General features: G+C 76.2%; 18 protein-coding genes. 9 read left to right on the top strand and 9 right to left on the bottom strand.

The genetic code is table 11. From position 1 onward, the window contains the following. Positions 1-41 precede the first annotated feature (41 nt). Positions 42-737 carry an SDR family NAD(P)-dependent oxidoreductase gene (locus tag BMZ33_RS08715; protein ID WP_091109170.1) on the top strand — a complete coding sequence of 232 codons (696 nt, stop codon included), beginning with the start codon at positions 42-44 and terminating at the stop codon, positions 735-737. After that, entirely contained in the window at positions 734-1759 is a 1026-nt protein-coding gene (locus BMZ33_RS08710) for an S-adenosylmethionine:tRNA ribosyltransferase-isomerase (RefSeq protein WP_091109169.1), read from the top strand. Before BMZ33_RS08715 ends, BMZ33_RS08710 begins: the two co-directional genes overlap by 4 nt. A 15-nt stretch (positions 1760-1774) precedes the next feature. Here BMZ33_RS08710 and BMZ33_RS08705 read toward each other — a convergent pair whose 3' ends face one another. Then, positions 1775-2482 (bottom strand): (2Fe-2S)-binding protein, encoded by a 708-nt coding sequence (locus BMZ33_RS08705; RefSeq protein WP_169064073.1) that lies wholly within the window; start codon positions 2480-2482, stop codon positions 1775-1777. A 169-nt stretch (positions 2483-2651) separates the two neighbouring features. On the opposite strand from BMZ33_RS08705, the gene acs reads away from it, so the two are divergent. The 3 genes from acs to BMZ33_RS08690 all read left to right on the top strand — a co-directional run bounded on the left by acs (position 2652) and on the right by BMZ33_RS08690 (position 6212). After that, on the top strand, positions 2652-4604 hold the full coding sequence (acs, locus tag BMZ33_RS08700; protein ID WP_091109167.1) for an acetate--CoA ligase: 1953 nt from the start codon (positions 2652-2654) through the stop codon (positions 4602-4604). Between the two features lie 121 nt (positions 4605-4725). Next, the gene (locus BMZ33_RS08695; protein ID WP_091109166.1) at positions 4726-5247 is read left to right on the top strand and encodes a phage holin family protein; all 522 of its coding nucleotides are present in this window, start codon (positions 4726-4728) and stop codon (positions 5245-5247) included. A gap of 77 nt (positions 5248-5324) precedes the next feature. Further along, the gene (locus BMZ33_RS08690; protein ID WP_169064072.1) at positions 5325-6212 is read left to right on the top strand and encodes an alpha/beta fold hydrolase; all 888 of its coding nucleotides are present in this window, start codon (positions 5325-5327) and stop codon (positions 6210-6212) included. Between the two features lie 89 nt (positions 6213-6301). Here BMZ33_RS08690 and BMZ33_RS08685 read toward each other — a convergent pair whose 3' ends face one another. The 5 genes from BMZ33_RS08685 to nth are packed head-to-tail and all read right to left on the bottom strand — an operon-like array spanning position 6302 to position 10081. Next, complete coding sequence (locus BMZ33_RS08685) at positions 6302-7483, bottom strand: MarP family serine protease (protein WP_091109164.1); 1182 nt, start codon at positions 7481-7483, stop codon at positions 6302-6304. A 3-nt stretch (positions 7484-7486) separates the two neighbouring features. Continuing rightward, positions 7487-7945: a cupredoxin domain-containing protein gene (locus BMZ33_RS08680; protein WP_091109163.1), complete on the bottom strand. Its 459-nt coding sequence runs from the start codon at positions 7943-7945 to the stop codon at positions 7487-7489. Beyond that, on the bottom strand, positions 7942-8712 hold the full coding sequence (locus tag BMZ33_RS08675; protein ID WP_169064071.1) for an NUDIX hydrolase: 771 nt from the start codon (positions 8710-8712) through the stop codon (positions 7942-7944). Before BMZ33_RS08675 ends, BMZ33_RS08680 begins: the two co-directional genes overlap by 4 nt. After that, complete coding sequence (locus BMZ33_RS08670; RefSeq protein WP_091109162.1) at positions 8709-9290, bottom strand: TlpA family protein disulfide reductase; 582 nt, start codon at positions 9288-9290, stop codon at positions 8709-8711. Before BMZ33_RS08670 ends, BMZ33_RS08675 begins: the two co-directional genes overlap by 4 nt. Beyond that, entirely contained in the window at positions 9287-10081 is a 795-nt protein-coding gene (gene nth, locus BMZ33_RS08665; protein WP_169064070.1) for an endonuclease III, read from the bottom strand. The genes BMZ33_RS08670 and nth overlap by 4 nt, the downstream gene beginning before the upstream one ends. Before the next feature lie 104 nt (positions 10082-10185). Here nth and BMZ33_RS08660 point away from each other — a divergent pair, with 104 nt between their 5' ends. Next, a complete protein-coding gene (locus BMZ33_RS08660; protein ID WP_091109160.1) occupies positions 10186-10425 on the top strand; it encodes a hypothetical protein in 240 nt (79 codons plus the stop codon). A gap of 147 nt (positions 10426-10572) precedes the next feature. After that, positions 10573-11250 (top strand): Crp/Fnr family transcriptional regulator, encoded by a 678-nt coding sequence (locus BMZ33_RS08655; protein ID WP_169064069.1) that lies wholly within the window; start codon positions 10573-10575, stop codon positions 11248-11250. A gap of 60 nt (positions 11251-11310) precedes the next feature. Here BMZ33_RS08655 and BMZ33_RS08650 read toward each other — a convergent pair whose 3' ends face one another. From BMZ33_RS08650 to sp36, 3 genes are read right to left on the bottom strand one after another with little or no spacing between them, the layout of a single operon-like run. Next, positions 11311-12117, bottom strand: a complete 807-nt coding sequence (locus BMZ33_RS08650; protein ID WP_091109159.1) for an NUDIX hydrolase — start codon at positions 12115-12117, stop codon at positions 11311-11313. Further along, entirely contained in the window at positions 12114-12602 is a 489-nt protein-coding gene (locus tag BMZ33_RS08645; protein ID WP_091109158.1) for a RidA family protein, read from the bottom strand. The genes BMZ33_RS08650 and BMZ33_RS08645 overlap by 4 nt, the downstream gene beginning before the upstream one ends. 10 nt (positions 12603-12612) lie before the next feature. Continuing rightward, positions 12613-12786 carry a Sp36 family protein gene (gene sp36, locus BMZ33_RS08640; protein ID WP_091109157.1) on the bottom strand — a complete coding sequence of 58 codons (174 nt, stop codon included), beginning with the start codon at positions 12784-12786 and terminating at the stop codon, positions 12613-12615. 96 nt (positions 12787-12882) lie between these two features. Here sp36 and bagA point away from each other — a divergent pair, with 96 nt between their 5' ends. Together bagA and bagB are read left to right on the top strand one after the other, a co-directional pair. Further along, entirely contained in the window at positions 12883-13875 is a 993-nt protein-coding gene (gene bagA, locus BMZ33_RS08635; RefSeq protein WP_091109156.1) for an ATPase BagA, read from the top strand. A gap of 73 nt (positions 13876-13948) precedes the next feature. After that, positions 13949-15193: an ATPase BagB gene (gene bagB / locus BMZ33_RS08630; protein ID WP_169064068.1), complete on the top strand. Its 1245-nt coding sequence runs from the start codon at positions 13949-13951 to the stop codon at positions 15191-15193. The last annotated feature ends 36 nt before the right edge of the window (positions 15194-15229 follow it).

The following is a 15229-nucleotide window of genomic DNA, read 5'->3' as shown; positions in this document are numbered from 1 at the left end:
CCCCTTGACCTCAAGTGCACTTGAGATCCGACGGTAGCGCCATGACACCCCCCACCGCACTCGTCACCGGCGCCTCCCGCGGCCTCGGCGCCGCCCTCGCCGCCGCGCTGGCCGCCCGCGGCTGGCGCCTCGTCGTCGACGCCCGCGACGCCGGCCGCCTCGCCCGCACCGTCGCCGGGCTGCCCGCGCCCGACCGGGTCACCGCGGTCCCTGGCGACGTCACCGACCCCGCGCACCGCGCCGCGCTGGCCGAGGCGGTCGGCGACCGGCTCGACCTGCTGGTGAACAACGCCAGCGACCTCGGCCCCACCCCGCTCCCACGGCTGGCCGACCTCCCGCCCGCCGACCTCGAGCGGGTGCTCGCGGTGAACGCCGTGGCGCCCCTGGCCCTGGTGCAGGCGGTGCTGCCGGCGCTCGAGCGGGCCGGCGGCACGGTCGTGTCGGTCAGCAGCGACGCCGCGGTCGAGGCCTACGCCGGCTGGGGCGGCTACGGCGCGAGCAAGGCCGCGCTCGACCGGCTCACCGCCGTCCTCGCCGTGGAGCACCCCGGCCTGCGGGTGTACGCCGTCGACCCCGGCGACATGGCCACCGACATGCACCGGGCCGCCGCACCCGAGGACGCCGGCCTGCCCGACCCCGGGGACGTCGTCCCGGCGTTCCTGCGGCTGCTCGACGACCCGCCGCCCGGGAGCCGGCTGCGCGCCGCGGAGCTCCTGCCGGTGGAGGCCGGCCGGTGACCGCGTTCGCCCTCCCGCCCGGCAGCGAGGCCACCGAGCCGCCGGAGCACCGCGGGCTGTCCCGCGACGGCGTCCGGCTCATGGCCGTCCGGCCGGGCAGCACCACCGCCGCCCGCTTCTCCGACCTCCCCGGACTGCTCGAGCCCGGTGACCTGCTGGTGGTCAACACCTCGGCCACGCTGGCCGCCCGGCTCGAGGCCCGCCGCGCCGACGGGCGGGTCGTCCCGCTGCACGTCTCGACGGCGCTCGACGACGGCAGCTGGGTGGTCGAGGTCCGCCGTCCCGGCAACGACGGACCCGAGACCGGCCTGGAGCCGGGCACCGCGCTGGACCTGCCCGGCGGCGTCCGGCTGCGGCTGCGCACCGGCTTCCCCGACCCGGCACGCCCGTCCCGGCTGTGGCGGGCCCGCGTCGAGCCCGCCGTCGCGCTGGTCCCCTACCTCACCGAGCACGGGCAGCCGGTGCGCTACGGCTACCTGCGGGCGCCGGTGCGCCTGGCGGACGCGCAGAACGTGTACGCCACCGAACCCGGCAGCGCGGAGAACGCCAGCGCCGGGCGGCCGTTCACCGACCGGCTGCTGGTGCGGCTCCTCGCCCGCGGCGTCCCCGTGGTGCCGCTGGTGCTGCACGCCGGCGTCTCCAGCCCGGAGCTGCACGAGCCGCCCGCGCCCGAGCGCTACCGCGTCCCGGAGGTCACCGCGCGGCTGGTGAACGCCACGCGGGCGGCGGGACGGCGGGTGGTCGCGGTGGGCACCACGGCGACCCGCGCGCTGGAGACGGTCACCGGCGAGGACGGCGTCACCCGGCCCGGCGAGGGGTGGACCGACCTCGTGCTCGGTCCCGACCGCGCGGCGCGCGCGGTGACCGGCCTGGTCACCGGCCTGCACGCCCCCGAGGCCAGCCACCTGCTGCTGCTGCAGGCCGTGGCCGGGGCGGACCTGGTGGCCGCGGCCTACCGGGTGGCCACCGCCGACGGCTGGCTCTGGCACGAGTACGGCGACTCCATGCTGTTCCTCCCCTGAGGGAGGCCCCCGCCGTCACCACAGGCCGGCGGCGTCCTCGAGCAGGACCTGACGGTGCTCCGGCGACCGGCCGGGGCAGGCGGTGCACATCGGCTCGGCCGGCAGCCGGTACAGCAGGCAGCAGGAAGCCCGCCGGACGAACCGGACACCGCCGACGTCGGTGAACCGCGGCGCCGGCAGCGGGGGACCCACGGCCGCGGCCACCGGGGCGGCCAGCGCGGTCACCGGCCCGACGGCCCCCAGCGCCCGGCCCACGGCGAGCAGCCGGCCGGCCAGCGAGTCGGTGGCCACCGCCCACAGCGGCGCCTCGCGCACCCCGCCGGCCGCGGCCACCGCGGCGACCGCCGCGCCGAGCGCCGTCCGCAGCTCCCCCGCCGGGTCCGGGCCGGCCGGCGCCGCCGAGACCCCGGCGACCAGCGTGCCGCTGGCCAGCTCGTACAGCGTCGTGTCGGCCAGCCGCGCCGACAGCGGCCGGCCGGTGGCCAGCCCGGCGGCCACCGGCCCGAGCAGCACCGCCGACGCCGAGTACCACCAGACGGTGGCCAGCACGCGGCGGTCGGCGCTGCGGTAGCGGCGGCCCAGGGCCGCCACGCGCTGCGCGGTCCACGCCGGGTCGGCGAGCAGCTCCGCGGGGACCGGCCGGGCCGACGGCGCGGCGAGCAGGCCCAGGCCGGCGGCGCCGGGCACCCGGGCCGCGACCTCCGCCTGCGGGCCGCCGTCCACCGGTCCAGTCTGGACACCCGCCGCACGCGGGTCACGACCGGTTCCGCCCCGGGCGCTGCACGCAGGGTGCAGGGGCTCACGCGCCATCCGATCGGGCCCTACGGTGTGTGCTGGGACACGCCGGGTCGCGACGGGGCGACCCCACGCACGACATGGAGGGAGCCGCACCGTGAGCGAGTCGACCGTGCAGGAGGGCCGTCGCTTCCCGGCGCCGGAGGAGCTGACCGCCCAGGCGAACGTCGGCCCGGACGTCTACGCCGAGGCCGAGCGGGACCGACTGGCGTTCTGGGAGAAGGCCGCCCGCCGGCTGAGCTGGGCGCAGGAGTGGGACCAGGTGCTCGACTGGAGCAACCCGCCCTTCGCCAAGTGGTTCGTCGGCGGCAAGCTCAACATCGCCTACAACTGCGTCGACCGGCACGTCGAGGACGGCCACGGCGAGCAGGTCGCCTACCACTGGGAGGGCGAGCCCGGCGACACCCGCACGATCACCTACGCCCAGCTCAAGGACGAGGTGTGCAAGGCGGCCAACGCGCTGCTCGAGCTCGGCGTCCAGGCCGGCGACCGGGTGGCCATCTACATGCCGATGATCCCCGAGGCGGTCGTGGCGATGCTGGCCTGCGCCCGCATCGGCGCCGTCCACATGGTCGTCTTCGGCGGCTTCTCGGCCGACGCGCTGGCCAGCCGGATCACCGACTCCGGCGCGGTCGCCGTCGTCACCGCCGACGGCGGCTACCGGCGCGGCGCGCCCAGCGCCCTCAAGCCCGCCGTCGACGACGCGGTGTCGCGCACCGAGAGCGTGCGCAACGTGCTCGTCGTCCGCCGGACCGAGCAGGACGTGGAGTGGACCGAGGGCCGCGACCTGTGGTGGCACGACGTGGTCGACCGGCAGTCGACCGAGCACACGCCCGAGGCCTTCGACGCCGAGCACCCGCTCTACATCATGTACACGTCGGGGACGACGGCGAAGCCCAAGGGCATCCTGCACACCTCGGGCGGCTACCTCACCCAGGTCGCCTACTCGCACTGGGCGACCTTCGACCTCAAGCCCGACACCGACGTCTTCTGGACCTCGGCCGACATCGGCTGGGTCACCGGCCACAGCTACATCGTCTACGGGCCGTTGGCCAACCGGGCGACGTCGATCATGTACGAGGGGACGCCGGAGACCCCGCACCGCGGCCGCTGGTTCGAGATCATCGAGAAGTACCGGGTGACGATCCTCTACACCGCGCCCACGGTGATCCGGACGTTCATGAAGTGGGGCGAGGACATCCCGGCGAAGTTCGACCTGTCCTCGCTGCGCGTCCTCGGCTCGGTCGGTGAGCCGATCAACCCCGAGGCCTGGCTCTGGTACCACCAGAACATCGGCGGCGGCCGCTGCCCGATCGTGGACACCTGGTGGCAGACCGAGACCGGCGCGCACATGATCAACCCGCTGCCGGGCGTCACGGACCTCAAGCCCGGCTCGGCGCAGACGCCCTTCCCCGGCATCTCGGCGAAGGTCGTCGACGACGAGGGCAACGAGCTCGGCGACGACACCACCGGCCTGCTGGTGCTCACCGAGCCGTGGCCGTCGATGCTGCGCACCATCTGGGGCGACGACGACCGCTACGTCGACACCTACTGGTCCCGCTTCGGCAAGGAGGTCTACTTCGCCGGCGACGGCGCGAAGAAGGACGCCGACGGCGACGTGTGGCTGCTCGGCCGGGTCGACGACGTCATGAACGTCTCCGGGCACCGCATCTCCACCACCGAGGTGGAGTCCTCGCTGGTGGCGCACCCGACGGTCGCCGAGGCCGCGGTGGTCGGCGCCAGCGACCCGACCACCGGGCAGGGCATCGTCGCCTTCGTCATCCTCCGCGGGAACGCCGAGGACTCCGGCGACGAGCTGGTGCAGCAGCTGCGCACCCACGTGGCCCGCGACATCGGCCCCATCGCCAAGCCGCGGCAGATCATGGTCGTGCAGGAGCTGCCGAAGACCCGCTCGGGCAAGATCATGCGCCGGCTGCTGCGGGACATCGCCGAGAACCGCGAGCTCGGCGACGTCACCACGCTCACCGACTCGTCGGTGATGAACCTGATCAAGGACAAGCTGCCCGCCAGCTCGTCCTCCGACGACTAGGGGGGACCGCCCCGGCCTCCCCGTGCACGATCGGGGAGGCCGGGGCGCGGTCCCGGCCGTCATGCGGGACGATCACCTGCGACAGGCCGCGCCGCGGTCGCTCGAGCAGGGAGGAGCCCCCGTGGCCCACAGCGTGTCCTCGTCCACCCCGGCCAGCGGGCGCCACGCCGCGTCCGCCGTCTCCGCCGACGCCGACCCCTCGGTGGGGGCGCTGGTGCAGAGCGCCATGGCCGACGTGTCCACGCTGGTCCGCAGCGAGATCGAGCTGGCCAAGGCCGAGATCGGCCGCTCGGCGAAGAAGGCCGGGGTCAGCATCGCGCTGTTCGCCGTCGCCGGCGTGCTGCTCGCCTTCGCCGGGATCTACCTGTTCGTCACCCTGGCCGAGGGGCTCACCGCGCTCGGCCTGCCCCGCTGGGTGTCCTACCTCATCGTCACCGTCCTCCTGTTCGTCATCGCCGCCCTGGCGGGGCTGATCGGCCTGCGGATGCTCAAGAAGATCGACAAGCCCGAGCGCACCCTCGAGTCGCTGCGCGAGCTCCCCGACGTCATGCACCGCGAGGAGCCCGGTCAGCGCCGCCGCGCCCTGCCGACGGTGAGCAACGGCCGCGTGGAGCGCCGCGGCCCCGACACCTACCTGGTCTGAGCCCCGCTCCCGGGCGGCGCGGCGGGCGCGCGGCCCCGGCCGCGGTCCCCACCGACGAGCGGCCCGACGCCACCAGCGTGCTGCTGCCGGGTCCGTGGGTGCACCGCGACGCCTCGGCCAACGGGGTCCGGCTGCACCTGGCCGAGGCCGGCGAGGGCCCGCTGGTGCTGCTGCTGCACGGCTTCCCGCAGTACTGGTGGACCTGGCGCGCCCAGCTGCCCGCCCTCGCCGACGCCGGCTTCCGGGCCGTCGCCCCGGACCTGCGCGGCTACGGCGCCAGCGACAAGCCGCCGCGCGGCTACGACCTGCCGACGGCGGCGAGCGACGCCGCGGCGCTGGTCCGGGCCCTCGGGGAGCGCGACGCCGTCGTCGTCGGGCACGACTGGGGCGCGCTGGTGGCCTGGACGATGGCCGCGCTGCACCCGCGCAGCGTCCGGCGGCTGGTCGTCGTGTCGATGGCCCACCCCCGGCTGCTGCGCGCGGGGCTCGCCGACCGGGCCCAGCGGCGGGCGCTGCGGCACGTGCTGGGCTTCCAGGTGCCGCGCTGGCCCGAGCACCGGCTGACGCGGGCCGACGACGACCCGGTCGCGGAGTACCTGCGCCGGTGGGCGGGGCCCGCGTGGACGCAGACCGCCGACTTCGCCGAGGCGGTGGAGCGCTACCGGTCGGCGGCGCGGATCCCGCAGGCCGCCTACGGGTCGATGGAGTACTTCCGCTGGGCCGGCCGCTCCCAGCTGCGTCCCGACGGGCTGCGCTACGCCCGCCGGATGGCCTCACCGGTCACCGCGCCGACCCTGCAGCTGCACGGGACCGCCGACCCGCTGGTGCTGCCGCGCACCGCCCGCGGCTCGGGCCGCTACGTCGCCGGCGCCTACGCCTGGCGCGAGCTGCCCGGCACCGGGCACTTCCCGCCCGAGGAGACCCCCGCCGACGTCACCGACGCGATCACCACGTGGGCCCAGTGAGGGGCTGGAACGGCCCGGGTGACCGTCTGGAACGGCCCCCGTGCAAGGGGCCCGCGGCGAGCGTGCGAGCCGGGGGGGCCCGGGTCCTTTCACTCGCAGGCGCCGGTGTCCGCGGGGACGGTGCCGGCCAGGCCCTGGCGGGCGGCCGGCGCCACCTGCTCCGCGGTCAGCGCGTAGCCGGTCGACGGGTCGTCGATCGCCGAGGCGAAGACGACGCCGAGCACCTGGCCGGTGGGGTCGAACAGCGGCCCGCCGGAGTTGCCGGCCCGCACCTCGCCGAAGAGGGCGTAGACCTCGCGCTCGACGGTCCGGGTGTTGCGGAAGTCGGGGCCGCTGATGTCACCGCGGTCCCGGACGCGGGCCGGGCCGACGAAGAAGTCCCCGCCGCCGGGGTAGCCCATGATGATCGCGTCGTCGCCGGTGGCCGCGGGCGCGGCCGCGAAGTCCAGCGGGAGCTGCGGCAGTCCGGGGACGGCGAGCACCGCGACGTCGAGCTCCTGGTCGACGTAGACCGGCGTCGCCTCGTACTCCTCGCCCTCGGCGAGCACCACGGGCCCCGGGACACCGGCCAGCACGTGCGCGTTGGTCATCACCCGCTCCGGGGCGTAGACGAAGCCCGACCCGTCGATCTGCCGCGAGCACGAGGGCGCGACCCCGCTGATCTTCACGACCGAGCCCTCCACCCGGCCGACGACCGGGCTGGCGGCCAGCGCCGCGTCGGGTGCCTCGACCTCGCGGACCTCGGTGGGGGTGAGCGGGTCGAGCACGTCGGGCAGCCCGCGCCGGTCGATGGCCTCGTGCAGCGAGTCGTACACCGCCCGGACGCTGTCGGGCACCGCCCGGTCGACCACCTGCACCAGCGCCGACTTGCGCACCTGGCCGGCGACCTCGGGGAAGGGCGCGGTGGCCAGCGGGGTGGCCACCATCCACGCGACGAGCAGCACGGCGACCGCGGACACGACCGCGCCGGCGACGGCGTCGAGCACCTCGGCGGGCTCCCAGGTGACGCGGCTGCGCACCGCCCGGCCGACCGCGCCGGCCAGCACCTGCCCGAGCAGCGCCCCGGCCAGGACCACGACCAGCGCGGCGAACACCCGGGTGACCGGGGAGCCGTCAAGGCGGTCGGCGACCGGGCCGGACAGCTGCGCGCCGAGCACGGCACCGCCCAGGAAGCCCAGGAAGGAGGTGGCCGAGACCAGCAGGCCCTGGCGGAAGCCGGAGAAGGCGAAGACCAGCGCGAGCGCGACGAGGACGAGGTCGACCAGGGACACGGATCAGCCCGACACCGTCATGACGCCGGTCTGCCCGAGCGGCACGTGGAAGCTGCACTCGTACGGGTGCTCACCGGGCACCGTCACCTCGAACTCGATGGTCCGGGACTCACCCGCGGCGAGCAGCGGGATCTCCGGGGGGATCTCCTCGGCACCGGCGCCGGGCGTGAAGCGGAAGTTGTGCGTGGCCTGGGTGGCGGTGCTCTCCACGGTCAGCCGGACCCTGCCGGGCGCGACGGTGAAGGTCCCGGGGAGCCAGACGTACTCGTCCGGCGTCTGGATGGTGACCTCCTGGACGCCGTCCTCGGCGACGGTCACGGTGCCCAGCGACGGGTCGGCCGTGGCCGGTGCCGCGGTGGCGCCGCCGTCGTCGGACCCGCAGCCGGACAGCAGGCCGGCCGCCAGCAGCAGGCCGCACAGCAGCGCCCGGCCGCGCCCGGCCGGTCCCCTCGTCGCGCTCATCGCCGGGGAACCGTACGCGCCGGACCGCCGTCCGGTGCGGGGCTCGCCACCGTCGGCGCGGCGGCGTCCTCGGCGCCGCCCTCGCCGAGCGAGCCGGGCGCCTCGGCCGGCCGGGTGCCGGACTCCTCCAGCGCGCGCACGTCGCGCACGTCCCACGGCCGCGCCAGCCCGGCGGCCTCGAGCAGGGCGTCCAGCAGACCGCCGGTGAACCCCCAGACGACCATCCCGGCCACGCCGAAGGCCGGGCCGACGTAGCCCGAGGGGTGGTGCACCCGGAACCGGTTGACCGGGTCGGCGAGCTCGGCCAGCGGCACGCGGGCCACCCGGGCCACCTCGCGCGGGTCGCCGACGACGACGTCGCTCGGGTCGTCCCACCACGCGACCACCGGGACGACGAGGTTGTCCGACGGGCCGAGGAACAGCTCCGGCAGCGTGGCCAGCACGCGGACGCCGTCGGGGTCGACGCCGGCCTCCTCCTGCGCCTCGCGCAGCGCCGTGCCGACCGGGTAGTCCTCCCCCGGGTCGGCACCGCCGCCGGGGAAGGCCGGCTGCCCCGCGTGGGTGCGCAGCCGCGCCGACTTCTCGATGAGCAGGACGTCGGTGCCGCCCGGCCCCTCGCCGAAGAGGATGAGCACCGCCGACCGGCGCGCGGTGGCCGAGGGACTCGGCATCCGGTGGCGCAGCGGCAGGTCGGGACCGGCGTCGAGCAGCCGGCGCACGGGCCCGGGCAGGCCGGAGAGGTCGGCCCCCGGGAGCACGCCGGTCACAGCTGCACCCCGAGGTGCTCGGCCACCAGCGCCCGCAGCTCGTCCACCGACGCGACCGGCCCGACCTGCGTGTGGACCAGCGCGCCGTCGGCGTCGACGAGGTAGGTGAACGGCAGCGCCTGGATGCCCAGCTCGTCCATCAGGGCGCCGTCGCGGTCGTAGGCGCTGGGGAAGGTGGCCCCGGCGTCGGCGGCGAAGCTGTCGGCCTGCGGCACGCCGTCCTTGCTGATGACGCCGACCACCGACAGCCGGTCGCCGGCGAGGTCGGCGAGGTCCTGCACCAGCGGGAGCTCCTCCCGGCAGGGCCCGCACCAGCTCGCCCAGAGGTTGACCACCGTCGGCGTGCCCGGGGCGCGGCCCAGGTCGAGGGTGCCGCCGCCGGGGCACCGGAGCGCCACCGGCGGCAGCGTCGCGGCGCCGGCCGCGGGCCGGTCGGGCTGCTCGGGGCAGGCCCGCAGGGGTGCGCTCCACGTCGTCGGCGCGGCGGCCGTCGTCCCCCCGCCGTCGCCGGACGCGGTGCAGGCGGAGAGGAGCAGCCCCAGCCCCAGCAGCGCGGCCGTCCGCCGTCCGGCGCTCACTCGGTGTCCGACGCCGCGGGCGTCTTCACCAGCTTCGCGGCGGCCCCGGGGTCGGTGGGACCGATCCCGAACGACGGGCACCAGCGGGCCAGCCCGCAGGCGCCACAGGCCGCCTTCTTGGCGTGGCACACCCGGCGGCCGTGGAAGATCACGCGGTGGCTGAACATCGTCCAGTCGCGCTTGGGGACGAGCTCGGCGATCTCCGCCTCGACCTTGACCGGGTCCTCCTCGGCGGTCCAGCCGAAGCGGCGGACCAGCCGGCCGAAGTGGGTGTCGACGGTCAGCCCCGGGACGCCGAAGGCGTTGCCGAGGACGACGTTGGCGGTCTTGCGGCCGACGCCGGGCAGGGTGACGAGGTCGGCCATCCGCCCGGGCACCTCGCCGTCGAACCGCTCGACCAGCGCCTGGGCCAGGCCGAGCACCGAGGCGGCCTTGGCGCGGAAGAAGCCGGTGGGCTTGAGGATCGCCTCCACCTCGGCGCGGTCGGCCCCGGCCAGCGCCACCGGGTCGGGATAGCGCGCGAACAGCGCCGGGGTGACCTTGTTGACCGTCTTGTCGGTGGTCTGCGCCGAGAGCACGGTGGCCACCAGCAGCTCGAAGGCGTTGGTGAAGTCCAGCTCGCAGTGCGCGTCGGGGTGCAGGACCGCCAGCTCGCGCGCCATCCGGCGGGCGCGGCGGGTGCGGGCCAGGGGCGTCTCGTCGGGGTCGAACGGCGCGGCGGCCGGGCGGCGAGCGGGAGCGCGGCGCGCCGCGGGACGCGCGGTGGGCTGCACGGGGGCCGGCGAGGACACGCGGTCGAGGGTAGGCGTCGTCGGCGACACCGCCGGACGCGTGCCACCATGGCGGTACGGGCCCCACCAGGGCGTGCCCGCTCGCGACCGGACCGGGAGGTGACGTGGTCGCGCTCATCGTCATCCTCTTCCCCCCGATGGTCATCGCCTTCCTGCTGGTCATGGAGCGCGTCGAGGAGCCGCTGCGCCGGCCGACGTCGCCGCGCGAGGTGGCCGAGTTCCTCGAGTCGGCGACGCCGGGCGAGGTGGACACGTTGGCCGCCTCCGGCATCCGCCGCGCCATGGCCCGCTGGCGTCGTCGTCGCCGGTCACGGGTGCGCCGCGGCTCCGAGCCGCTGGTCTGAGGAGCTCCTCCCCGCACCACCGGCCTCCCCCGCGCGGGTCAGAGGCCCCCCGCCGGAGGGGTGACGGTCGGCACAGCCCCCTAGACTGCCTGCGGATGCGGGTGCTGCTGCCCCGCAGGTCGAGCGACGGTGGGGTGGAGAGACAACGTGGTGGACGAGGTGCTGGCCCAGTCCGGGATCTTCCAGGGGCTCTCGGAGGAGGCCGTCGACCCGGTCGCCGACCGTCTGGAGACGATCACCCTGCCGCGGGGCCGGGTCGTCTTCAACGAGGGTGAGCCCGGCGACAGCCTCTACATCGTGCTGAGCGGCAAGATCAAGCTCTCCCGCCGCTCCCCCGACGGCCGGGAGAACGTGCTCGCCGTCATGGGGCCCTCCGACCAGTTCGGCGAGCTGTCCGTGTTCGACCCGGGCCCGCGCACCGCCACCGCCACCGCGGTCACCGACGTCCGGCTGGCCAAGATGCCGCAGTCGGTGCTGCGGCCGTGGATCGAGGCGCACCCGGAGATCGGCGAGCAGCTGCTGCGCGTGCTGGCCCGCCGGCTGCGGCGCACCAACGACTCGGTGGCCGACCTGATCTTCACCGACGTCCCCGGCCGCGTGGCCAAGGCGCTGCTGCAGATGGCCGACCGCTTCGGCAGCCGCGAGGCCGACGGCCTGCGGGTCAAGCACGACCTCACCCAGGAGGAGCTGGCCCAGCTGGTCGGCGCCTCCCGCGAGACGGTGAACAAGGCGCTGGCCGACTTCGTGCACCGCGGCTGGATCCAGCTGCAGGGCAAGTCGGTCGTCGTCCTCGACGAGGACCGGCTCCGCCGCCGCGCGCGCTGACACCCGAGCTCCGAACGCCGGTGGCCCGGAACCGTCACGGTTCCGGGCCACCGGCGTCCCTCAGGAGGGGAGCGGCACGACGATGCGGATGCGGGTGCCGTCGGGCAGCACGGCCCAGCGGCCGTCGGGCTCCTCGGTGAAGGTCGGCATGATCGGGCTCAGCGGCTCGGGCGGGCTGCCGGCCAGCGCCGAGGCCACGTCGGGGAACGCAGCGAGCTGGCCGAGGGTGTGGATCGTCGGCGGCAGCATCGGCCGGGTGCCGGCGCGCATCTCGGTCAGCGCGGCCTCCGGCGTCAGCCAGCTGACCTCGTCGGCCTCACCGGAGACGTCGCGGGCCTCCTGGCCCACCGGCAGGGCGGCGGCGAAGAAGCGGGTGTCGTAGCGGCGCTTCTCCGCCGGCGGCGTCACCCAGTGCGCGAAGGGCCGCAGCAGGTCGGCCCGCAGCGCCAGGCCGCGGGAGGCCAGCAGCTCGGCCAGCGACAGCTCCCGGCTCAGCAGCGCCTGCCGCTGCGCCTCCCAGTCGTCCCCCGACACCGACGGCACGATCGCGCCCACCCCGTCGCCGCCGTCGGGCGAGCCGGCCAGCAGCACGCCGGCCTCCTCGAAGGTCTCCCGGACGGCGGCGCACACCAGCTCGCGGGCCAGTCGCTCGTCGCAGCCCAGCGAGGCGGCCCACACGGCCGGCTCCGGCCCGGCCCAGGCGACGTCGACGTCGGCGTCGCGCGGGTCGACCCCGCCGCCGGGGTAGGCGGTCATGCCGCCGGCGAAGGGCATGCCGCGGGTGCGCCGCAGCAGGTGGACCTCCAGGCCCGCCGCGCCGTCGCGCAGCAGCAGCACCGTGGCCGCGGGCCTGACCTCCGGGCTCACCGCAGCTCGACGGTGAGCTCGACCTCGACGGGGGCGCCCAGCGGCAGCTCGGCGACGCCGACGGCGCTGCGGGCGTGCCGGCCGGCCTCGCCGAACACCTTGCCCAGCAGCTCGCTGGCCCCGTTGACCACCCGCGGCTGGCCGGTGAACCCCTCGGCGCTGGCCACGTAGCCGACCACCCGCACCACGCGGGCGACGGAGTCCAGGCCGACGAGCTCGTGGACGGCGGCCAGCGCGTTGAGCGCGCACAGCTTGGCGTCGGCGGCGGCGTCCTCGGGGTCGACCGACCCGCCCACCTTGCCGGTGCGCCGCAGCCCCCCCTCGACGAAGGGCAGCTGGCCGGAGGTGAACACCAGCTGGCCGCTGCGCACCGCGGGCACGTAGGAGGCGACCGGTGCCGCCACGGGGGGCAGCCGGATCCCGAGCTCGGCCAGCCGCTGGGTCCAGCTCTGGGCCGGCGCCGGAGCACCCTGCGCCTGGGTCATCGCGGCCGCCTCAGCCGACCGGGCGCTTGAGGTAGGCGACCAGCTGCTCGGCGCCGCCCGGACCGGGCAGCACCGTCACCAGCTCCCACCCGTCGGTGCCCCAGGAGTCGAGGATCGCCTTGGTGTTGTGGATCAGCAGCGGGATGGTGGCGTACTCCCAGCGGCGGCGGGCCGGTTCGCTCATGGGGGACGACGCTAGCGCAGGACGGCGGGCCTGGTCCGGGGCCGGTCCCGGACCTGCGAGGGGTGGGGAGGACGCGGTCCTCCTACGCTGGTCGGGGTGAGCCCCTCCCCCCTGCCCGTGCGCTGCCACGTCGTCACCGGGAAGGGCGGCACCGGCAAGACGACGGTCGCGGCCGCCCTCGCCCTCGCCCTGGCCGCGGAGGGCCGCACCGTGCTGCTCGTCGAGTGCGAGGGCCGCCAGGGCATCGCCCAGCTGTTCGACACCCCGCCGCTGCCCTACGAGGAGCGCCGGGTGGCGGTCACCCGCGGCGGCGGCGAGGTCCGGGCCCTCGCGATCGACGTCGAGGAGGCCCTGCTGGAGTACCTCGAGATGTTCTACAACCTCCGCCGGGCGGGCCGGGCGCTGCGCAAGATGGGCGCCGTCGACTTCGCCACCACCATCGCCCCGGGCCTGCGCGACGTGCTGATCACGGGGAAGGTCAAGGAGGCGGTCACCCGCCGCGAGGGCGGCCGGCCGGTCTACGACGCCGTCGTCGTCGACGCCCCGCCGACCGGGCGGATCACGCGGTTCCTCAACGTCACCGGCGAGATGTCCGACCTGGCCCGCTCCGGCCCGATCAAGACGCAGAGCGACGGCGTCATGGCGGTGCTGCGCTCCCCGCAGACGGCGGTGCACCTGGTCACCCTGCTCGAGGACATGCCGGTGCAGGAGACCGCCGACGCGATCGCCGAGCTCACCGCGGTGGGCCTGCCCGTCGGGTCGGTGATCGTCAACATGGCCACCGAGCCGGTGCTGCCGGCCGAGAGCCTGGCCCGCGCCGCCGAGGGCCGGCTGACCGGCGAGGACCTCGCGCCGGGGCTGTCGGCCGCCGGGCTGCCCGGCAACGGCCGGCTGGCCGACGCCCTGGCCGCCCAGGCCGTCGAGCACGCCCGGCGCTGGGCCGCGCAGGACGCGCTGCGCGCCCGGGTCGAGTCGCTGGGCCCGCCGACCGTCGAGCTGCCGATGCTGGCCGCCCCGATCGACCTCGGCTGCCTGTTCGAGCTCGCCGGCCGGCTCGAGGACCACCTGGGCGCGGAGGTGGCGGCGTGAGCGGGCTCGCGAGCGAACCCAGGGACACAGCAGCGCCGCGAACGCGGCCGACGAGCACCAGCGAGGAGGACTCGTGAGCGCGGCGGAGGAGACGCCCGCGGCGTCCGCGCGCCCGGCCCGCGGCGCGCGGACGGCCGCCGACCGGCTGGCCCCGTCGATGGACCTCGCCGCGCTGATCGGCGACCCGGACACCCGGATCGTGGTGTGCTGCGGCTCCGGCGGCGTCGGCAAGACGACGACGTCGGCGGCGCTGGCGCTGGCCGCGGCGGAGGCCGGCCGGCGGGTCGTCGTCCTCACCATCGACCCGGCCCGGCGGCTGGCGCAGTCGCTCGGCCTGGTGGAGCTGGACAACGAGCCGCGGCCGGTCGACGTCCCGGGGGCCGCCGGCGAGCTGCACGCGATGATGCTGGACATGAAGCGCACGTTCGACGACATCGTCGTGGCGCACTCGACCCCCGAGCGGGCCGAGCAGATCCTGGCCAACCCCTTCTACCAGACCCTGTCGTCGTCCTTCGCCGGGACGCAGGAGTACATGGCGATGGAGAAGCTGGGCCAGCTGCGGGCCGGGGACCGGTGGGACCTCATCGTCGTCGACACCCCGCCGTCGCGGTCGGCGCTGGACTTCCTCGACGCCCCCAACCGGATGAGCCGCTTCCTCGACGGCACGATGATCCGGCTGCTGATCGCGCCGAGCCGGGCCGGGTTCCGGTTCGCCAGCGCCGGCTTCCTGTTCTTCAGCCGGATCATCAGCAAGGTCCTCGGCGGCCAGCTGCTGCGCGACATCTCCGCCTTCGTCACGGCGCTCGACACCATGTTCGGCGGGTTCCGCGAGCGGGCCACGGCCACCTACGAGCTGCTCCGCCGGCCGGGCACCTGGTTCGTCGTCGTCGCCACGCCCGAGCCCGACGCACTGCGCGAGGCGTCCTACTTCGTCGACCGGCTGTCGGCCGAGGGCATGCCGCTGGCCGGGCTGGTGCTCAACCGCACCCACCCGCCGGCGAGCACCGCGCTGTCGGCCACCCGGGCCGAGGCCGCCGCCGAGGCGATCGGCGACGACGGCGAACCGGCCGGGGCGCTGGCCGCCGGGGCGCTGCGGGTGCACGCCGAGCGGATGACGCTGGCCGCCCGGGAGCAGCGGCTGGCCGACCGGTTCACCAGCGCCCACCCCGAGGTCGGGATGCGGACGGTGCCGGCGGCCGCGGGCGACGTCCACGACCTCGACGGGCTGCGGGTGATGGCCGAGGCGCTGACCGGTCCCGACGGCGACACGCCGACGGGTGTCCCGCGGACCCGGGTGCTCCCCGCGCGCCGCGCCTGAGCGCGGGCTCGGCGCCTTCGCGCGCCGTACCCTGGC

It is taken from the genome of Geodermatophilus dictyosporus (assembly GCF_900115505.1).
Taxonomy (GTDB): Bacteria; Actinomycetota; Actinomycetes; order Mycobacteriales; family Geodermatophilaceae; genus Geodermatophilus; species Geodermatophilus dictyosporus.
This window is presented reverse-complemented; position numbering and strand designations above follow the sequence as displayed.

What these genes read in the sequence shown, in the direction of transcription:
- BMZ33_RS08715 (WP_091109170.1), top strand. Translation starts at nt 42, where the DNA reads ATGACACCCCCCACCGCACTCGTCACCGGCGCCTCCCGCGGCCTCGGC.
- BMZ33_RS08680 (WP_091109163.1), bottom strand. Translation starts at nt 7,945, where the DNA reads ATGAGCGCGACGAGGGGACCGGCCGGGCGCGGCCGGGCGCTGCTGTGC.
- BMZ33_RS08645 (WP_091109158.1), bottom strand. Translation starts at nt 12,602, where the DNA reads ATGACCCAGGCGCAGGGTGCTCCGGCGCCGGCCCAGAGCTGGACCCAG.
- sp36 (WP_091109157.1), bottom strand. Translation starts at nt 12,786, where the DNA reads ATGAGCGAACCGGCCCGCCGCCGCTGGGAGTACGCCACCATCCCGCTG.